The 17791-nt window shown below is 71.6% G+C and carries 16 protein-coding genes and 1 tRNA gene; 11 read left to right on the top strand and 6 right to left on the bottom strand.

Annotated elements, in window-relative coordinates:
- The first annotated feature begins 86 nt into the window (after window positions 1–86).
- The 4 genes from ACZCAH_RS10365 to ACZCAH_RS10350 all read left to right on the top strand — a co-directional run bounded on the left by ACZCAH_RS10365 (window position 87) and on the right by ACZCAH_RS10350 (window position 3636).
- Entirely contained in the window at window positions 87–995 is a 909-nt protein-coding gene (locus ACZCAH_RS10365) for an ABC transporter ATP-binding protein (protein WP_464340998.1), read from the top strand.
- Entirely contained in the window at window positions 992–1726 is a 735-nt protein-coding gene (locus ACZCAH_RS10360) for an ABC transporter permease (protein WP_464340997.1), read from the top strand. The genes ACZCAH_RS10365 and ACZCAH_RS10360 overlap by 4 nt, the downstream gene beginning before the upstream one ends.
- A 70-nt stretch (window positions 1727–1796) precedes the next feature.
- Window positions 1797–3431 (top strand): alpha/beta hydrolase, encoded by a 1635-nt coding sequence (locus ACZCAH_RS10355; RefSeq protein WP_464340996.1) that lies wholly within the window; start codon window positions 1797–1799, stop codon window positions 3429–3431.
- 129 nt (window positions 3432–3560) lie between these two features.
- Window positions 3561–3636 (top strand) — tRNA-Thr (locus ACZCAH_RS10350).
- An 89-nt stretch (window positions 3637–3725) separates the two neighbouring features.
- Here ACZCAH_RS10350 and ACZCAH_RS10345 read toward each other — a convergent pair.
- Window positions 3726–4412, bottom strand: coding sequence for a response regulator (locus ACZCAH_RS10345; RefSeq protein WP_464340995.1), 687 nt, complete (start codon window positions 4410–4412; stop codon window positions 3726–3728).
- On the bottom strand, window positions 4409–5593 hold the full coding sequence (locus tag ACZCAH_RS10340; RefSeq protein WP_464340994.1) for a sensor histidine kinase: 1185 nt from the start codon (window positions 5591–5593) through the stop codon (window positions 4409–4411). Before ACZCAH_RS10340 ends, ACZCAH_RS10345 begins: the two co-directional genes overlap by 4 nt.
- A 109-nt stretch (window positions 5594–5702) precedes the next feature.
- Here ACZCAH_RS10340 and ACZCAH_RS10335 point away from each other — a divergent pair, with 109 nt between their 5' ends.
- Both ACZCAH_RS10335 and ACZCAH_RS10330 read left to right on the top strand, forming a co-directional pair.
- Window positions 5703–6152, top strand: a complete 450-nt coding sequence (locus ACZCAH_RS10335; RefSeq protein WP_464340993.1) for a Fur family transcriptional regulator — start codon at window positions 5703–5705, stop codon at window positions 6150–6152.
- A gap of 109 nt (window positions 6153–6261) precedes the next feature.
- Entirely contained in the window at window positions 6262–7755 is a 1494-nt protein-coding gene (locus ACZCAH_RS10330) for a catalase (protein ID WP_464340992.1), read from the top strand.
- Window positions 7756–7790: 35 nt separating this feature from the next.
- Here the strand turns inward: ACZCAH_RS10330 and ACZCAH_RS10325 are convergent, their stop codons facing one another.
- Together ACZCAH_RS10325 and ACZCAH_RS10320 are read right to left on the bottom strand one after the other, a co-directional pair.
- Window positions 7791–8174, bottom strand: a complete 384-nt coding sequence (locus ACZCAH_RS10325; protein ID WP_464340991.1) for a universal stress protein — start codon at window positions 8172–8174, stop codon at window positions 7791–7793.
- 81 nt (window positions 8175–8255) lie between these two features.
- On the bottom strand, window positions 8256–8930 hold the full coding sequence (locus tag ACZCAH_RS10320) for a lysophospholipid acyltransferase family protein (protein WP_329747356.1): 675 nt from the start codon (window positions 8928–8930) through the stop codon (window positions 8256–8258).
- Window positions 8931–9156: 226 nt separating this feature from the next.
- On the opposite strand from ACZCAH_RS10320, the gene ACZCAH_RS10315 reads away from it, so the two are divergent.
- The 4 genes from ACZCAH_RS10315 (at window position 9157) to nrdE (ending at window position 14198) form a co-directional block, all read left to right on the top strand.
- The gene (locus ACZCAH_RS10315) at window positions 9157–10656 is read left to right on the top strand and encodes a Gfo/Idh/MocA family protein (RefSeq protein WP_464340990.1); all 1500 of its coding nucleotides are present in this window, start codon (window positions 9157–9159) and stop codon (window positions 10654–10656) included.
- 725 nt (window positions 10657–11381) lie between these two features.
- Window positions 11382–11639, top strand: a complete 258-nt coding sequence (gene nrdH / locus ACZCAH_RS10310; RefSeq protein ID WP_329747358.1) for a glutaredoxin-like protein NrdH — start codon at window positions 11382–11384, stop codon at window positions 11637–11639.
- Window positions 11640–11661: 22 nt separating this feature from the next.
- Window positions 11662–12060 carry a class Ib ribonucleoside-diphosphate reductase assembly flavoprotein NrdI gene (gene nrdI / locus ACZCAH_RS10305; protein WP_464340989.1) on the top strand — a complete coding sequence of 133 codons (399 nt, stop codon included), beginning with the start codon at window positions 11662–11664 and terminating at the stop codon, window positions 12058–12060.
- Window positions 12061–12065: 5 nt separating this feature from the next.
- Window positions 12066–14198, top strand: coding sequence for a class 1b ribonucleoside-diphosphate reductase subunit alpha (gene nrdE, locus ACZCAH_RS10300; protein WP_464340988.1), 2133 nt, complete (start codon window positions 12066–12068; stop codon window positions 14196–14198).
- 83 nt (window positions 14199–14281) lie between these two features.
- Here the strand turns inward: nrdE and ACZCAH_RS10295 are convergent, their stop codons facing one another.
- Window positions 14282–15298 carry a permease prefix domain 1-containing protein gene (locus ACZCAH_RS10295; RefSeq protein ID WP_464340987.1) on the bottom strand — a complete coding sequence of 339 codons (1017 nt, stop codon included), beginning with the start codon at window positions 15296–15298 and terminating at the stop codon, window positions 14282–14284.
- A complete protein-coding gene (locus tag ACZCAH_RS10290; RefSeq protein WP_464340986.1) occupies window positions 15295–15630 on the bottom strand; it encodes a PadR family transcriptional regulator in 336 nt (111 codons plus the stop codon). Before ACZCAH_RS10290 ends, ACZCAH_RS10295 begins: the two co-directional genes overlap by 4 nt.
- 294 nt (window positions 15631–15924) lie before the next feature.
- Here ACZCAH_RS10290 and ACZCAH_RS10285 point away from each other — a divergent pair, with 294 nt between their 5' ends.
- The gene (locus ACZCAH_RS10285; RefSeq protein ID WP_464340985.1) at window positions 15925–17781 is read left to right on the top strand and encodes a ribonucleoside triphosphate reductase; all 1857 of its coding nucleotides are present in this window, start codon (window positions 15925–15927) and stop codon (window positions 17779–17781) included.
- Window positions 17782–17791: the final 10 nt, after the last annotated feature.

The following is a 17791-nucleotide window of genomic DNA, read 5'->3' as shown; positions in this document are numbered from 1 at the left end:
CGGCGCAGCGGGGACCGACGATGGTCGACTCCTCCGCTGGCCCTCGGGCCCTGGGCGCGCCCGGCGCCGGGGCCGATCGTGGAGCCATGACCTCCAGTACCGCCGTGCCCCTCGAGGTGCGGGGCCTCGTGAAGAGCTACGCCGGCCGCGTCGCCGTCGACGAGCTCGACGTCCACTGCCGACCCGGGACCGTCACCGGGCTCCTCGGCGCGGACGGCGCGGGCAAGACCACGACCCTGCGGATCCTCACGGGACTTACCGCCGCCGACCGCGGCGAGGCCCTCGTCGGCGGCCGCCGCTACCGGGACCTGCCGCGACCCGGGCGGACCCTCGGCGTGATGCTCGATGCCCGCTCCCTGCACGGCGGCCGCACCGTGATCGAGACCCTCCGCCTCGCTGCCCGCAGCGTCGGCGTCCCCGCCGAGCGGGCGGAGGTCGTCCTGGAGCAGGTCGGGCTCGAGGAGGCCGCGACCCGACGGGTCTCCGCCTGCTCGCCCGGCCTGCGCCGGCGGCTCGGGATCGGGGTCGCGCTGATCGGCGACCCCGCCGCCCTCGTGCTCGACGAGCCCGCGAACGGCCTGGACCCCGACGGGATCCGCTGGTTGCGCCGCCTGCTGCGCTCCTTCGCCGACGCCGGCGGCACCGTCCTGGTCACGAGCCATCGGCTCCGGGAGGTGCAGGCCGTCGTCGACCGCCTGGTGGTGATCTCCCGCGGGCGGCTCGTGCGCGAGGGGACCCTCGATGAGATCAGCCTCGAACGCGGGACCCGCGTCGCCGCGACCGACATGGCGGCGCTCCGCGCGGCGCTCGACCGCCACGGCATCGCCTCGGAGCCGCGCGCCGACGGGCAGCTCGAGGTGTCCCTCGCCGCGGAGGACATGGGCCGGCTCGCTCTGCGCGAGCAGCTCGTCCTCACCGCTCTCGGCGACCCCGACCATGCAGGGCTCGAGGACGGTCTCCTCTCCCTCACCGCGCCGACGGGGACGCTGCGGTGAGACCCGATCTCGACCTCCGCGCCCACCTCGACACCCGCTCGGGCGGCCTCGTGCTCGCCCTCTCCTGCGCCCTGATCGCGCTGGTGGCCACCTCCGCGGGCCTCGCCCAGCCGTTCCTCTCGCCGACCCGCGTCTCCGCGGCGGCGCTCACCCTCGTCGCCGCCCAGCCGGCGCTCGGCCTGGTGCTCCCTGTGCTCGCGGTGACCGTCCTCGCGGGCGGCTGGTCCGACGGATCGATCCAGCAGACCGTCCTGCACCGCCCCGGTCGCCTCGGGCTGCTCGGCGGGCGGCTCCTGGTGGGGGTGGGCCTCGGCGCGGCGGTGAGCCTCCTCGCGCTGCTGCTCTCCCTGCTCATGACCTGGGCGGGCGGAACCCTGCTCGGTGACGGCGCCGACTTCGCCCAGGTCGGCGAGATGCTGCGGGACCTCGGCGCGGTGCTCGCGGCGCAGCTGCTGCTCGGCCTCACCGCGGGGGTGCTGCTGCAATCCGTGCCCGCCGCCCTCGTCGTCGCGATCGCGCTGCCGATCTTGACCGCCCTCGCCGACCCCCTCGCCGCCCTCACCGGCAGCGACATGCTGCAGACGCTGGTGCGGGCGCTGGACCTGCCCGGTGCCGCGCTCGCCGCGGTCTCCGGCACGGCTGGCGCCCCGGAGATCGTGGCCGCGCTGCTCCTGGCGGTCGCGCCGCTCGCCGTCGGCGCCCGACGCTGGTGCCTCCGCGAGATCCCCTGACCCGGCGCGGGCCGGGGTCGGCCTCTAGGATGGCGCTCGCCCCGCGCACCCCTCCCCAGGAGACCCACGCATGCCCCGTCCCGCCGCTCGCCGTCGTCGGCTCGCGTCCCTGCTCGCCGTCGCCGCCGCCGGAGCGCTCGTGCTCGGGGGGTGCACCCGCGGGGCGGACCCCGGAGCCTCCGACGGAGGCGGACAGGAGACCGGCGGCGAGACCGCCACCGCGTCCGGCGGGCCCGAGCTGACCGAGGTCGGCGCCTCCCACGCCGCGGACCTCCCCACGGATCCCGCGACCGATCCCGCCTACGCCGCGTACTACGCGCAGGAGATCGAGTGGGGCGCGTGCGAGCAGGCCAACGACCCCCGCAAGGAGTGCGGCACCCTCACCGTCCCGCGGCTGTGGGACGACCCGTCGGCCGGCGACCTCGAGATCGCGGTGGCGCGCATCCCGGCGACCGGCGACGGCGGGAAGGCCCTGGTCATGAATCCCGGCGGGCCCGGGGCGTCCGGCACCGACTACGTCGACACCATGGCCACGCTCGTCTCCCCGCAGGTGATGGAGACCTACGACCAGGTCGGCTTCGATCCGCGCGGCGTGAACGGCTCCGAAGGCCTGGACTGCCTGAGCGATGCGGAGACCGATGCGTACCGCGCCGACACCCTCACCGCGACCGACCCGGCGGAGATCCGGGCCGGGGTGCTCGAGGGGGCGGAGCGGCTCGCCGCCGGCTGCGAAGCCGACGACGCCGAGCTCCTGCCCGCCCTCGACACCGCCTCCGTCGCTCGCGACATGGACGTGCTCCGCGCGGCGCTCGGCCAGGAGAAGCTGGACTACTTCGGGTACTCCTACGGCACCTTCCTCGGCGCGCTCTACGCCGAGCAGCAGCCCGGGCGCGTGGGCCACATGGTGCTCGACGGGGCGGTCGACCCGACCCTCACCCTGGACGAGTACGCCGCGGGGCAGGCCGACGGCTTCCGCCGCGCCCTCGACGCCTTCCTCGCCTCGTGCCTCGCCGCCGGCACGGAATGCCCCTTCGAGGGGGACGCCGACACCGCCCTCCAGCAGCTCGCGGACCTGCTCGCCGACATCGACGCCGAGCCCCTGCCGACCTCCGACCCCGACCGCCCGCTGACCGGCGCCCTCGCCCGCTCGGCCCTGATGAGCCTGATGTACTCGGACTCGCTGTGGGAGTTCGGCCGCTCCGCGCTCGCCGACGCGACCGACGGCGACGGCACGCAGCTGCTGACCTTCGCGGACCAATCGGCCCAGCGCCGCTCGGACGGCAGCTACCGCACGAACTCGAACGAGGTCATGCCCGCGATCAGCTGCCTGGACCGCCCCGCGGTCGCCGATCCCGCCTGGCAGGACGAGCGGGCCGCCGAGCTCGCCGCCGCCGATCCGGTGTTCGGGCCCGGCTTCGCCCACTCCGGGACGGCCTGCTCGGTGTGGCCCGTCCCGCCGCTGCGGGAGAGCGTCCCGATCAGCGCCGCGGGCACCGGGCCGATCCTGGTCCTGGGCACGACGGGCGATCCCGCGACCCCCTACGCCTGGTCCGAGTCCCTCGCCGGGCAGCTCGAGGGCGGGGTGCTGCTGACCTTCGAGGCGAACGGGCACACGGCCTACGGGCGCTCCGGCGGCTGCATCGAGCAGCACGTGGACCGCTACCTGCTCGACGAGGCGGTGCCCGAGGAGGGCACGGTCTGCTGACCGGGCCCGCGCTCCTTCCCACGCCGAACGGGGCGGGGGCGGGCAGGGTGACGCGGATCGCGGCGGGACGCTTTGCGCCCGTCGCCCGGCCTCCCGTACAGTGATCCGGTCCGCCTGCGTGCAGGCGACGCCGCCTTAGCTCAGTCGGCAGAGCGATTCACTCGTAATGAATAGGTCGCGGGTTCGATTCCCGCAGGCGGCTCCACAGGTCAGGCCCGGTTCTCCCGCAGGGGAGACCGGGCCGTCCGCATCCCCGGCCTTCCACATCCTTCGGTCTTCAACATCCGTGGGGCCTCAGGCGCTCGGCTGCGGGGGCTCGACGAGTCCGCGCTCGAAGGCCGTGAGCGCCACCTGCAGGCGGGAGCCGCAGTCGAGCTTCGCCATGAGCGAGGAGATGTGCGACTTCACCGTCGACTCCGAGAGCGACAGGACGCGGGCGATCCCCGCATTGGACTCCGCCCCGCACAGCAACGTGAGCACCTGCATCTCCCGCGCGGTGAGGCACAGCTCGGCGATGAGGTCCTCCGCCGACGGTGCCGTCCGCACTCCGCGCGGCCGGTAGGCGCCGGGTGACGCCGCGAGGCGCGCGGCGAGCTCGGGGGTGATGACGGTGCCGGCCTCGGAGCGGGCGGCGCGGATCGCGGCCGCGAGCGCCGCGGGGGAGGAGGACTTCAGCAGGAACCCGGCCGCGCCCGCGCCGAGGGCGCGGCGCAGCTGCTCGTCGGTCGCGAAGGTGGTCAGCATGACCACCGTCGTCCCCGGGTGCCGCTCGCGCACGAGACGGGTCGCGTCGATGCCGTCCATCCCCGGCAGGGCGAGATCCATCAGCACCAGCTCCGGCGGGTCCGCGGCCAGGACCTGCAGCGCCTCGTCGGCGGTGCCGACGGACGCCACCAGCTCGAGGTCGTCCTCGCGGGACAGGTAGGCAGCGAGGGCGGAGCGGACGATCGGGTCGTCGTCGCAGAGCATCACGGTGGTCATCGGGAGGGGGTCCTCTCGTCGGAGGCGGGGACGGTCAGGCGGGTGAGGAAACTGCGTCCCTCCTGGCGGGCGGCGAGGGTGCCGCCGATCGCGGTGAGGCGCTCGCGCATGCCGTCGAGTCCGGCTCCACCGCGCGGGCCCCGCCGGTCCGAGGCCTCCACACCGTTCCACACGGCCAGGTCGACCTCGGGCCGGGGCGGGCCGGGACGTTGCTCGACCATCACCGTGACCGGGGTGCTGCGGCTCGCGTGACGGACGAGGTTCGCGCGGATCTCGCCGAGGCAGCGGCGCAGCACGCCCGTGCGGTCCACCAGCTCGAGCTGCTCGGAGTCGATCGCGAGCCGGGCGGCGAAGCCCTCCTCGGCGAGCTGCGTGCGGAACTCCTCGAGCAGGGCGGTGACCGAGGGCTCCGCGTCCCGTCGGGCGGGAAGCGGCCGCTCGTCCTCCTCGCGCAGGCTGTCCAGCAGCCCGCGCAGCTCCTCGGCGGCATCCCGGGAAGTGGTGGCGATGCGGGCGAAGTCGGCGGCGTCGGGTGCCGCGACCCCCTCGCGCCGGCTCGCGTTCTCGGCGAGCATCACCACCTGGGTCATGGCCCGCACGCCGGTGTCGTGGAGCTCGCGCGCGATCGCCCGACGCTGCTCGGCGAGATCCGCGATGCGGCGCTCCCGCTCGGCGAGGGCGCGGTCGAGCATCGTCCGGCCCCAGGTGCCGGCGAGCACCGCGGCGGTCAGCACGACCACCCGCAGCATGGTCTCCGAGACGATGTACTCCGGGGAGGAGCCGCGCAGCGCGGCGCCGATGACGGGCGGGCTGACCAGCCACACGGAGAGCAGGATCGAGCACAGCAGGCGCCCGTGGGCGGCGCACGAGACGATCGCGACGAAGCTGGCGATCAGGCCCGTGCTCGCGGGGGCGGGCGTGTGGCCGATCCCGGCGGTGAGGACGAGGGCGATGCCCGCCGACGCCAGCAGCGGCCGGTGGAGGGAGAGGCCGGCAGCGAGGCTCAGCAGGACGCCGACGACCACCGCGCGCGTACTGGCCCAGGAGGCCAGCGGCAGCACGGCCACGAGCATGAGGCCGGAGATCGCGGCGCTGACCGCCCAGCCGCCGAGGCGGGGGACCATGAACCAGGCGCGGCCGCGAGCGCCCGGGGGCGGCGGCGCGGCGCGGGGGTCGGTCACCGGTACAGGCTAGCGCCGCGGGGTCCGACGGACAGGGTCCTCATCACCGGGCGAACTGGCCCCGCCCGTTTTCTTGATCTTGTCCAGAGAATAGGGATAGGGTGGCGGCATGCCGAGCATCGACCACACCGCCGCCCTCCGGGGCGCCGGTCTGCGCGTGACCGCTCCGCGGCTCGCGACGCTCGACGCCGTCACCGAGCATCCGCACGCCGATGCCGACACGATCGCCCAGGCCGTCCGCGAGCGGCTCGGCACCGTCTCGCGGCAGGCCGTCTACGACGTGCTCAACGCGCTCTCCGATGCGGAGCTGCTGCGGCGGGTGTCCGTCGGCGGCCGCAGCATGCAGTACGAGCTGCACCGGCACGACAACCACCACCACCTGGTGTGCCGCGAGTGCGGCCGCCTCGAGGACGTGCCCTGCGCCGTCGGCGCCGCGCCCTGCCTGCTCCCGCACGAGGACCACGGCTTCGCGATCGAGGTCGCCGACGTCGTCTATCGGGGCCTCTGCTCCGACTGCCTCGCCATCCACCGGGCCGAGAACGTTCCCGGGACCGCCTGACCCCCAGTCCCCCTGAGCCGCCGCCCGTCGGTGCCGCAGGGCCCCAGTCACCCGTCCGTCCGATGTTCGTGACACCAGTCAGGAACTCCGCCGACACCAGGAGAAGATGATGACCGAGCTCGACCCGTCCCTCCCGTCCACGACCGAGTCCGGAGCACCCCGTGAGTCCGACGCGCACTCGCTGAGCGTCGGCGCCGACGGCCCGCTCCTGCTCCACGACGTCGCCCTGGTCGAGAAGCTCGCCCGCTTCGACCGCGAGCGCATCCCGGAGCGCAGCCCCCACGCGAAGGGCTCGGGCGCCTTCGGCGAGCTCGAGATCACCGAGGACGTCTCGCAGTACACCAAGGCCGGCCTGTTCCAGAAGGGGACGAAGACCCCGATGCTGGCCCGCTTCTCGACCGTCGCCGGTGAGCTGGGCTCGCCCGACACCTGGCGGGACGTGCGCGGCTTCGCGCTGAAGTTCTACACCCAGGAGGGCAACTTCGACATCGTCGGGAACAACACCCCGATCTTCTTCCTGCGCGACCCGATGAAGTTCCCCGACTTCATCCACTCCCAGAAGCGCCTGCCCGACTCCGGCCTGCGCGACAACACCATGCAGTGGGACTTCTGGACCCTCTCCCCGGAGAGCGCCCACCAGGTCACCTACCTCATGGGCGACCGCGGCCTGCCCAAGACCTGGCGTCACATGAACGGCTACTCCTCGCACACCTACCTGTGGGTCAACGAGGCCGGCGAGAAGTTCTGGGTCAAGTACCACTTCCTCACCGAGCAGGGCCTCGAGTTCCTCTCCAACGAGGAGGCCGGCGAGCTCGCGGGCTCGGACGCGGACTACCACCGCCGCGACCTCTTCGAGGCCATCCAGGGCGGCGACTTCCCCTCCTGGACGCTCGAGGTGCAGGTCATGCCCTACGAGGAGGCGAAGACCTACCGCTTCAACCCCTTCGACCTCACCAAGACCTGGTCGAAGAAGGACTACCCGCGCATCCCCGTCGGCCGGTTCACCCTGAACCAGAACCCGACCAACCACTACGCGCAGATCGAGCAGGCCGCCTTCAGCCCCTCGAACACCGTGCCGGGCACGGGCGTCTCCCCGGACAAGATGTTGCTGGGCCGCGTCTTCTCCTACCCGGATGCGCAGCGCAACCGCCTGGGCACCAACTTCAACCAGCTGCCCGTGAACCGCCCGGTGATCGCGACCAACTCGTACGACAAGGAGGGTGCGATGCAGTTCCTCCACAGCGGCGACGCGCCGGTGTACGCGCCGAACTCCTTCGGTCGCGCGTACCAGGACGAGCAGGGCCCGGTGGACAACGGCTGGGAGGCGGACGGCACCATGGTCCGCTCGGCCTACACCCTCCACGCCGAGGACGACGACTTCGGCCAGGCCCACACCCTGATCCGCGAGGTCATGGACGAGGCGGCTCGCCAGCGTCTGATCGAGACCGTCTCCGGCGCCCTCTCCACCGTCGCCGAGCCCGTGCTCTCGAACGCCTTCCAGTACTGGAAGAACATCGACCAGGAGGTCGGGGCGGCGATCGAGGCGGCGGTGACGGCCGGCCGCGAGGAGCAGGTCCCCGGCGCCGATCCGGTCGACGAGTGATCCGAGCCCTCGGCTGAACGACAGCGGCCCGTCGCTCAGACCACCAGCACGTCGCTCGGGGAGGAGAGCAGGAGTCGCTGCACGGTCAGGCCCAGCAGGTGCCGGGCCAGGTCGTTCTGCCGACGGATGCCGAGCACGAGCACCTCGGCCCGCTCCTCGGAGACGACGCGGAGCAGCACGTCGGCGATGTCCTCGTCGGTGCGCTCCTGACGGATCTCGACCCGGACACGGGCCTTGCGCAGCTGGTCGCGGGCGATCTCGAGCTGCTGCTCGTCGGCATGGCGGGGGTCGTCCTCGACCCCGTCCCGCACGACGTTGACGACCACGAGGGGGCCGCCGCGCAGCTCGGCCTCGGTGCGGGCCGCCGCGAGCGCGGCGAAGCCCACCTCGGTGGGGATGAATCCGACGACGACCGCCATGTGCACTCCTTCCGGCCGGGACCCGACCCCTCGAATCCTACGGGCACCCGACCGTCGCCGGGGCCGCGCCGGTCCCGGCCCTCAGATCCCGGTGGGGGAGTCGGGGGAGGGCTCGTCGGAGCGGCGCTGGCCCGAGAGCGCCTGGATCTCGTCCATGATGCGTGCCGTCATGAGTCGGCGGCGCAGTCCCTTGGAAGCGGCCGGGTCGAGGTCGGAGAAGTCGATCGGGGCACCCACGCGGATGCTGACGGAGCCGCGGCGGGCCCGGCCGGGCCCGAAGAGCTCCTGGGTGCCCTTCACCCCGACGGGGATCACGGGGCAGCCGGACTCGAGGGCGAGCCAGGCCGCGCCCTGCTTGCCGGGGTGAAGCAGGCCGTCCTTGGAGCGCGTGCCCTCGGGGTAGATGCCGAAGCCGTTGCCGTCCTGCAGGATCGAGAGCGCCGCCTGCATCGCGCCCTTGCCGGAGGCGAGCGCCTCGCGGTCCACCGGCACGGCCTCGACCTGCGTGAAGAAGAAGCGCAGGATCGCCCCGAGGGGACCCTTCTGCGTCCACAGCGACTCCTTGGCCACGAAGCGCACCTTGCGCGGCATGACCACGGGGACCAGGAAGCTGTCGACGTTGGCCAGGTGGTTCGACGCGATGAGGAAGCCGCCGGTGCGCGGCACGTTCTCGAGGCCGGTGACCCGGGGATTCCAGACCAGACGGACGAAGGGCCGCACGAGACCGCGGGCACCGAAGTAGAAGGCGTTGGACACTGACGTTCTCCTGGGTGGGGCGAGGCTGCGCCCCACGATAGCCGCCGCTTTCCGCCGGTCGTCCGGACGCCCACGTGGCACCGCAGGTGGGGGCGGGAAGGACCCGGGCCCGTGTGGTAGAACAGGCATGCGTCGGCCGCCGATCCGTGGCGCGCCGACGGCGGTGCGCGCGCCGGACCGGACGGTCCGCCGCAGCGCCCCGGTCCTGGATCCCGAGGAGCCCTCGATGCCGAAGATCGTCAACATCGCCGTGATCGGCGCCGGAACCATGGCGCAGGCGGTGCACCTGCCCGTGCTGCGTCGGCGCTGGGACCGCTTCTCCATCGCCGCGCTGGTCGACCACTCCGAGCGCCGTCGGCGTGAGTCGGCCGAGTCCTGGGGCCTCCCCGAGGAGAAGCGGTACGAGGACGTCGCGGCGCTGATCGCCGCGATCCGCGCCCGCACCGTCACGATCGACGCCGCGGTGCTCTCGACCGACGGCCTCCATGTCGAGGACCTGCTCGCGCTCCTGCGCCGCGGCATCCCGGTCCTGGTCGAGCCGCCGCTGGGCTACTCCGCCGAGGAGATCGACCGGGTTCTCGAGTTCGAGCGGCTGACCGGCCGCAGCCTCGTGATGATGGCGTACCCGCAGCAGTACGACGAGTCGGTGGCGCGCATCGCCGAGCAGATCGCGGTCAAGGACGTGCGGATGGTCGACCACGAGGTGCTCATGCCCGCCAGCCAGCCGCTGTTCGGTGGCGCGCACGTGACCACCTCCGCCTACGACCTGCCCTCGGAGGTGCGGGCCGAGCGGCGCAACGCGCTGCAGGCCGCGGTGAAGGCCGGCTCGGGGGAGGCCGCCACCCAGCGCGACCGGGACCTCTACGTCAAGGGCCTGCTGACCGGGGTCGCCCACCAGATGGCGGTGCTCGAGGCGGTCTACGGGCCGATCGCCCGCCTGACCGCGGTGCGCCAGTGGCCCAAGGGCGTCATCCCCGGCTCGCTCGAGATCCTCGGCGAGCTCGAGGGCGGGGCCCATGTGCGGCTCGTGTGGCACTACCTCCCCTTCGCGCCCGAGTACGCGGAGCGCTTCTCGGTGCTCTCCGCGCGCCGTCGCCTGCTCGTCGAGCTGCACGCCCCGTCCCACGGCGATCGCCGCTCGACGCTCTCGCTGCGCGAGAAGAAGTCCGGCGTGGTGCAGGAGCTCGAGACCGTCGCCGGGCTCGGCTCGGCCGAGGCGATGTGGGAGGCCTTCCACCGTTTCGTGGAGAAGGGGGAGGCCCCGATCGCCGGCACCCGCTCGGCGCGCACCCAGGTGACGCTGCTGCGTGAGGTCCTCGCCGCGGTGGTGGAGGCCGACGGTCGCAGCCTCGAGGCGGATCCGGAAGAGGCGACGGCGGAGGCGCCGCCGGCGGAGGAGCCGATGGCGGAGGAGTCCCTGGCGGAGCGCCCGGCGGTGGCGCCGGTCGTCGTGGCCGACTCCGACCCCGCGCCCGACTCCGACTCCGACCCCGCGCCCGACTCCGACTCCGACCCCGCGCGCGAGTCCGACCCCGCGCCTCGGGCCGAGGCGGCGCCCGCGTCGGATGAGCCCGCCCCGTCGGAGCCGTCCCCGGCTGACACAGAAGAACCCGCCGAACCCGCCGCTCCCGCCGCCGCTCCCGCCGCCGCTCCGCTCCCGCCCGAGCACACCGGCGAGATCGTCGACGTGTGGTCCGTCGAGGAGCCGCGCGACCCCACACGCTGACCGCGCTGACCGCACAGCCCGGCGACCGCTGGCCGCCATGCCGCTCGACCCCCGCCGCCCTCGGGCCGCGGGGGTCGCGTCGTCTCCGGGCGTCGTCCCCCGGATCGTCCGCGCTGTCCCCGGACCGTCCGGGAGCGCCGTCCCCCGACCGTCCGGGAGCGCCGCGCCGCGACACGCCCGGGCGCTCTGGGGACACGCCGGGGACGGTTGTGGGACACGCCGGGGGACACGCCGGATCGACCCGAGATCGGAGTCATATCCGGCCCTCCCGGAGGCCCGGATCGGCACTCTGCGCGGTCCGTCGTCCACCGGGCCGGAGGGTTGTCGGACCCCTCGTCCACACTGGTTTGTGCACGGTGCCTCGGCGTTCGTGCGGGGAGGGCGTCGTCCGTCCCCATCGGTCCCGATCCGTCCACAGCCCGTCAACAGCGCGTTGTGGATGACAGTGTTGTAACTCAGTACATCTTGTGGTCGCTGCATCGACCCACCACTAGGTGTAGTGTTGGAGAGGTCGCGGCGGTCCGATCTTCACCGATCTTCTCCGATCCTCACCGGGTCCGTCCGGGGAACCGCCACCGCATCGGGAACCATCGATGCGGAGGTGGGCGGGCACTCCCGGAGCGCGGCGACCAGGTTCCTCGCGAGCCGCTCACAACTCCCTGCACGTCTCAGAACCTCCCCTTCCACGCGCCGTCGGCGCGGCGCTCGAGAAAGGCCACCTTCCCGTGGACATCACCGTGTACTCCAAGCCCCTCTGCGTGCAGTGCGATGCCACCAAGCGCGCCCTCAACAAGGCCGGCGTCGCCTACGACGTCGTCGACATCACCGAGGACGCCGAGGCCCTCGCGCGCATCAAGTCCATGGGCTACGTGCAGGCCCCCGTGGTCATCACCGGGCAGGACCACTGGTCCGGCTTCCGCCCGGACAAGATCAAGGCGCTCGCGGGCGCGGGCGCCGAGCAGCGTCGCGCCACCGCGATCTGATCCGGCCGCGGGAGGTGTCGGCGTGACCCGGCTCGTCTACTTCTCCTCGGTCTCGGGAAACACCCACCGCTTCGTCGAGAAGCTCGGGATGCCGGCCTCGCGCATCCCGCTCTACGCCCAGGACGAACCCCTCGTCGCCGACGAGGAGTTCGTCCTGGTGGTCCCGACCTATGGCGGGGGCAACGGCCACGGCGCCGTGCCCAAGCAGGTCATCAAGTTCCTCAACGACGAACGCAACCGGTCCCTGATCCGGGGCGTCATCAGCGGGGGCAACACCAACTTCGGCGAGGCGTACTGCCTGGCGGGGGACATCATCTCCGCCAAGTGCAGCGTCCCCCACATGTACAGATTCGAGCTGTTCGGAACCCCGCGCGACGTCCAGCGGGTCCACGACGGATTGGAAGAGTTTTGGCGACACTGACCGAGATGCCCCCCCTCGAGCACAACAAGCAGCTCGACTACCACGCGCTCAACGCGATGCTGAACCTCTACGGAGCGGACGGCAAGATCCAGTTCGAGAAGGATCGCCTCGCCGCCCGCGAGTACTTCCTGCAGCACGTGAACCCCAACACCGTGTTCTTCCACTCGCTGCGCGAGAAGCTCGACTACCTCGTCGAGAACAAGTACTACGAGCCCGAGGTCCTCGAGCGCTACAGCTTCGACTTCATCAAGTCGCTCTCCGAGCAGGCCTATGAGAAGAAGTTCCGCTTCCCGACCTTCCTCGGCGCGTTCAAGTACTACACCTCGTACACGCTGAAGACTTTCGACGGCAAGCGGTACCTCGAGCGCTTCGAGGACCGCGTGGTCATGGTGGCGCTGACCCTCGCCGAGGGCGATGAGCAGCTGGCCCGCGACCTGGTCGACGAGATCCTCGACGGTCGCTTCCAGCCGGCGACCCCCACCTTCCTCAACGCCGGCAAGGCCCAGCGCGGCGAGCTCGTCTCGTGCTTCCTGCTGCGGATCGAGGACAACATGGAGTCGATCGGCCGCTCGATCAACTCCGCGCTGCAGCTGTCCAAGCGCGGTGGCGGCGTGGCGCTGCTGCTCTCGAACATCCGCGAGTACGGCGCTCCGATCAAGCACATCGAGAACCAGTCCAGCGGCGTCATCCCCGTGATGAAGCTGCTCGAGGACTCCTTCTCCTACGCGAACCAGCTCGGGGCCCGCCAGGGCGCCGGCGCCGTGTACCTGCACGCGCACCATCCGGACATCCTGCGGTTCCTGGACACCAAGCGCGAGAACGCGGACGAGAAGATCCGCATCAAGACCCTCTCGCTCGGCGTCGTGATCCCCGACATCACCTTCGAGCTCGCCAAGAACAACGAGCCGATGTACCTGTTCTCCCCGTACGACGTGGAGCGCGAGTACGGCAAGCCCTTCGCGGACGTCAACGTCTCCGAGGTCTACCACGAGATGGTCGACAATCCGCGGATCGCGAAGAAGAAGATCAAGGCCCGCGACTTCTTCCAGGTCCTCGCCGAGATCCAGTTCGAGTCCGGCTACCCGTACATCATGTTCGAGGACACCGTGAACCGCGCGAACCCCATCGCCGGCAAGGTCACCCACTCGAACCTGTGCTCCGAGATCCTGCAGATCTCCACGCCCTCGACCATGAACGTGGACCTCAGCTACCACGAGCTGGGCCGGGACATCTCCTGCAACCTGGGCTCGCTGAACATCGCCAAGACCATGGACTCGGCGGACTTCGCGCGCACCATCGAGACCGCGATCCGCGGCCTGACCTCGGTGTCGGACCACTCGGACATCGAGTCGGTGCCGACCATCGCCGAGGGCAACCGCCGCTCGCACGCGATCGGCCTGGGCCAGATGAACCTGCACGGCTATCTCGCCCGCGAGGCCATCCACTACGGCTCCGACGAGGGCCTGGACTTCACGAACATGTACTTCTACGCGGTCACGTACCACGCCATCAAGGCGTCGAACCGGATCGCGAAGGAGCGCGGGGAGACCTTCTACGACTTCGAGAAGTCGACCTACGGCACCGGCGCGTACTTCGACAAGTACATCGACCAGGTGTGGGAGCCCCGCACCGAGAAGGTCCGCGGCCTGTTCGAGAACTCCTCCGTGCACCTGCCCACCCAGGACGACTGGAAGCAGCTGCGCGAGGACGTCCGCGCCCACGGCATGTACAACGCCTACCTGCAGGCGGTGCCGCCCACCGGCTCCATCTCCTACATCAACCACTCGACCTCGTCGATCCACCCGATCGTCTCCAAGATCGAGATCCGCAAGGAGGGGAAGATCGGCCGGGTCTACTACCCCGCGCCGTTCATGACCAACGACAACCTCGAGTACTACGAGGACGCGTACGAGATCGGCTACGAGAAGATCATCGACACCTACGCCGAGGCCACCAAGCACGTGGACCAGGGCCTGTCGCTGACGCTGTTCTTCCCGGACACCGCGACCACGCGCGACGTCAACAAGGCGCAGATCTACGCCTGGCGGAAGGGCATCAAGTCGCTCTACTACATCCGCCTGCGCCAGATGGCGATCGAGGGCACCGAGGTCGAGGGCTGCGTCAGCTGCATGCTCTGACCCGAGCTCCCGGCCGACGGCCGATGCTCACGCCGACGGGCGGGTCTCCCCACGGGGAGGCCCGCCCGTCGGCGTTCCGGGTCTCAGGCGCGGCGGGCCGGGGACCGCTGCGCGTCGTCGGACGAGCCGATCGCGGCGCTCAGCGACCACAGGCCCCCGTAGAGCACGCCCGCAACCGGCCAGACCACCCAGGTGATGCCCCAGTCCCCGGTGAGGAAGCTCCAGCCCAGGAAGATCGCAGCGGCGACGGGCCAGTACAGTGCGGCGATCGCGCGGATCGCGGGGGAGCTGCTGGTCGCGGCGAGATCGTCCTCGTCGGCCTCCTGCAGCAGGGCCACGGCGGCGGTCTCGGACCAGCCCGAGCGGAGCAGGACGAACAGGCCGAGAGCGACCATCGCGAGCGTCCCGCACACGCCGTAGAGCGGAGCCGTCGAGTCCGGGGCGGACAGCACCCCGGCGAGGATCACCGGCACCGCGGCGAGGATCCACAGCAGGATCGCCGCGCCGAGGGCGAGGGCGCGCTCGCGGCGGTGCTCCCGGCGCAGCGAGGAGGCGAGCTCCCGCACAACCGGGGTGAGGGTGAAGCGGCCCTCGGTCACCTCCGCGTGCTCCTCCATCCGACTGCCGTGGAGCACCAGGAGCAGCACGCCGCCGGCGACGAGCACCAGCAGCGTGGTCAGTCCGACGCCGAGCGCCCAGCCCGTCGGCGACTCTCCGCTGACGGCGATGAGGAACAGCAGCGGCAGCGCGGCGAGCACGAACATCGGGATCGCGACGGCCGGGACCCAGCGGCCCCGGCGCATCGCCTCGACGTACCGCTCGGCCTGCTCGCGATCGAGGACGGGGTCCGCGGCCGGCTGCGCGCCGCCGGAGCCGCCGCTGAGCTCGGCGCCGATCCCGAGCTCGGCGGCGACCTCCTCGAGGCTGCCGAACTCGGCGATGACCGCGCCGACGGCCTGGGACTCGGTTCGGCCGGCGTCCATCAGCGCCTGCTGCTGGTCCTCCATGAGCGCCCGCAGCTCGGAGCGCGCCTCGCGCATCCGAGGAGTGTCGGGATAGGGGGCGAACAGGGTGTCGAGGTAGGAGTCGATGACGGTCATGACGGGGCCGGTCCTTCCGTGAAGCGGTCGACGAGCGCTCGGGTGCTGCGCCATTCGGAGCGCTTGGCCGCGAGCTGCTCGCGGCCCGCGGGGGTCAGGGAGTAGTAGGTGCGGGGCTTCCCGGAGGGAGAGAGGTCCTCCCGGGAGGTGAGCAGGCTCTGGCCCTCGAGGCGCTTCAGGGCGGTGTACAGGGTGGTCTGCTTGATGGCGTACTCGCCGCGGGACCGCTCGGTGAGGATCTGGGAGATCTCGTAGGCGTAGGAGGAATCCTCCTCGAGGACCGCGAGCAGGATCAGGTCGATGTGACCGCGGATCGCATCCGCTCCGATCATGGGCTCCTCCCCTCTCTGTGTTTCGCCCAACGTACTACGGCACGCGTAGTACGACAAGAGGGGTAACGTCGGCTGCCGGGGCCCGTGCGGAGCGGGCGCCCGGCGGGACGGAGGTCCCGATCTCGCGGACCGCGGAGCCGACGACGCCACATCATGTCGTGGTGTCGGCGTGCCGCGACCACTACATGTGGTGGTCGCCCGCCTACGGTGAGGCCACCGCCCCGCGAGGGCGGCCGCCCGGGACCCCTCCCGCGTCTCTCTCCACTCCGACCCCGTCGTCCCAGGAGTGATCCCATGCCCACCACCCCGCAGTCCGCCCCGCCCGCCGCCCCGTCCACGGCGGATCCCGTCCCCGCGCGTACCCTCGTCGACCCCGTCGCGACGATCACCGAATACGTCGAGCGCGCCGACTGGCGCGTCAACGCGAACGCCAACCAGGGCTACTCCGTCGGCGGCCTGATCCTCAACGCCGCCGGGAAGATGATCGCGAACCACTGGCTGGACGAGGTGTTCAGCCCCGCGGCGGGTCGCGCGCACCGCGAGGGCGACCTGCACATGCACGATCTCGACATGTTCACCGGCTACTGCGCCGGCTGGTCGCTCCGGGCCCTGCTCGAGGAGGGCTTCACCGGCGTGAGCGGCGCGATCGGCTCGCGCCCGCCGCGGCACCTGTCCTCCGCGTGCGGGCAGATCGTGAACTTCCTCGGCACGCTGCAGAACGAGTGGGCGGGCGCGCAGGCGTTCTCCTCCTTCGACACGTACCTCGCGCCGTTCGTGCGGCGCGACGCCCTCACCTACGAGCAGGTGCGCCAGGAGATGCAGCAGCTGATCCACGACCTCAACGTCCCGAGCCGCTGGGGATCCCAGTGCCCGTTCACGAACCTCACCTTCGACTGGACCTGCCCGGAGGATCTCCGGGCTCTGCATCCGGTCATCGGCGGGGAGGAGCAGGAGTTCGCCTACGGCGACCTGCAGGCCGAGATGGACCTGATCAACCGCGCCTTCCTCGAGGTGATGAACGGGGGCGACGCCGACGGCCGCGCCTTCACCTTCCCGATCCCCACCTACAACATCACCCCCGACTTCGACTGGGAGGGCGAGAACGTCGAGGCGCTGTTCGCGATGACCGCGAAGTACGGCCTGCCCTACTTCCAGAACTTCCTGAACTCGGACCTCGACCCGGGGATGATCCGCTCGATGTGCTGCCGGCTCCAGCTGGACCTGCGAGAGCTGCTCAAGCGCGGCAACGGCCTGTTCGGCTCCGCGGAGCTGACCGGATCGATCGGCGTGGTCACCGTGAACATGGCGCGGCTCGGACACCGCTTCGCCGGCGACGAGGCAGCCCTGATCGTGGAGCTCGACCGACTGCTGGAGCTCGGGAAGGACACCCTCGAGCGGCGCCGCGCCACGGTGCAGGAGCTGATGGACGGCGGGCTCTACCCCTACACGAGGCAGTACATGGGCCACCTCGGGAACCACTTCTCGACTCTCGGGGTGAACGGCATGAACGAGATGGTGCGGAACTTCTCCGGGGACCGGCATGACCTCCGCGACGCGGCGGGCCAGGAGATGTGCCTGCGGATCCTGGACCACGTGCGCGCACGCATGGTGCAGTTCCAGGAGGAGACCGGGAACCTCTACAACCTCGAGGCCTCGCCGGCCGAGGGCGCCACCTACCGCTTCGCGAAGGAGGACCGGGCCCGCTACCCCGGCATCCTCACCGCCGGTACGGCGCAGAACCCCTATTACACGAACTCCTCGCAGATCCCCGTCGACACCACCGAGGACCCCTTCGAGGCGCTCGAGCTGCAGGAGGAGCTGCAGGGCAAGTACACCGGGGGCACCGTGCTGCACCTGTACCTGCAGGAGGCGATGAGTTCACCGGAGGCGTGCCGGGAGCTGGTGCGGCGGGCGCTGACCCGCTTCCGCGTCCCGTACCTGACGGTCACCCCCACCTTCTCGATCTGCCCCGTCCACGGCTACCTCTCCGGGGAGCATCCGCGGTGCGAGCGGTGCGGGCAGGAGTGCGAGGTGTGGACGCGGGTGATGGGCTACTTCCGTCCCGTCTCCTCCTTCAACATCGGCAAGCGCGGCGAGCACGAGCAGCGCCGATTCTTCACCGAGCAGGCCGCCGCGACGGCACTCGCATGAGCGGGGGCCG

This window comes from Brachybacterium sp. B718/18 (assembly GCF_055454375.1).
The sequence above is the reverse complement of the archived record's forward strand: the minus strand, read 5'-3'. Positions and strand labels throughout refer to the sequence as shown.

Excerpts from the sequence above, each read along its gene's own strand:
- ACZCAH_RS10365 (WP_464340998.1), top strand. The coding sequence starts at position 87 with ATGACCTCCAGTACCGCCGTGCCCCTCGAGGTGCGGGGCCTCGTGAAG.
- ACZCAH_RS10355 (WP_464340996.1), top strand. The coding sequence starts at position 1,797 with ATGCCCCGTCCCGCCGCTCGCCGTCGTCGGCTCGCGTCCCTGCTCGCC.
- ACZCAH_RS10345 (WP_464340995.1), bottom strand. The coding sequence starts at position 4,412 with ATGACCACCGTGATGCTCTGCGACGACGACCCGATCGTCCGCTCCGCC.
- ACZCAH_RS10335 (WP_464340993.1), top strand. The coding sequence starts at position 5,703 with ATGCCGAGCATCGACCACACCGCCGCCCTCCGGGGCGCCGGTCTGCGC.
- ACZCAH_RS10330 (WP_464340992.1), top strand. The coding sequence starts at position 6,262 with ATGACCGAGCTCGACCCGTCCCTCCCGTCCACGACCGAGTCCGGAGCA.
- ACZCAH_RS10325 (WP_464340991.1), bottom strand. The coding sequence starts at position 8,174 with ATGGCGGTCGTCGTCGGATTCATCCCCACCGAGGTGGGCTTCGCCGCG.
- ACZCAH_RS10315 (WP_464340990.1), top strand. The coding sequence starts at position 9,157 with ATGCCGAAGATCGTCAACATCGCCGTGATCGGCGCCGGAACCATGGCG.
- nrdE (WP_464340988.1), top strand. The coding sequence starts at position 12,066 with ATGCCCCCCCTCGAGCACAACAAGCAGCTCGACTACCACGCGCTCAAC.
- ACZCAH_RS10295 (WP_464340987.1), bottom strand. The coding sequence starts at position 15,298 with ATGACCGTCATCGACTCCTACCTCGACACCCTGTTCGCCCCCTATCCC.
- ACZCAH_RS10290 (WP_464340986.1), bottom strand. The coding sequence starts at position 15,630 with ATGATCGGAGCGGATGCGATCCGCGGTCACATCGACCTGATCCTGCTC.
- ACZCAH_RS10285 (WP_464340985.1), top strand. The coding sequence starts at position 15,925 with ATGCCCACCACCCCGCAGTCCGCCCCGCCCGCCGCCCCGTCCACGGCG.